This window comes from Rothia sp. HMSC065C03 (assembly GCF_001837295.1).
Classification (GTDB): Bacteria; Actinomycetota; Actinomycetes; order Actinomycetales; family Micrococcaceae; genus Rothia.
In genome coordinates this window covers 1-292 of record NZ_KV831999.1, presented here as the reverse complement: position 1 = coordinate 292, position 292 = coordinate 1, and the positions used below count along the sequence as shown (strand labels likewise).

General features: G+C 62.7%; 1 protein-coding gene. It reads right to left on the bottom strand.

Annotation, left to right across the window (positions count from 1 at the left end; genetic code table 11):
* Nucleotides 1-292: transposase (locus HMPREF2605_RS04615; protein WP_210401036.1), on the bottom strand; the 292-nt coding region annotated here is incomplete at both ends.

The window sequence follows — 292 nt, the reverse complement described above, 5'->3', positions numbered from 1 at the left end:
CGGTCTCGCTGGTGGACACGCGCACCCCCAGCACTTCGCGGTGTCCGTCATTGTTGACTCCGGTGGCAACCAGGACCGCGCACGAGACGACGCGTCCTCCTTCGCGTACTTTCATGGTCAGTGCGTCAGCGGCGACGAACGTGAAAGGCCCGGCATCGTGGAGGGGCCGGTTGCGGAACTGATCCACGTGTTCGTCCAGGTCGGCTGCCATACGTGAGACCTGGGACTTCGATAGTCCTGTGATCCCCAGGGTTTTGACGAGCTTGTCCATGCGGCGTGTGGATACTCCTGC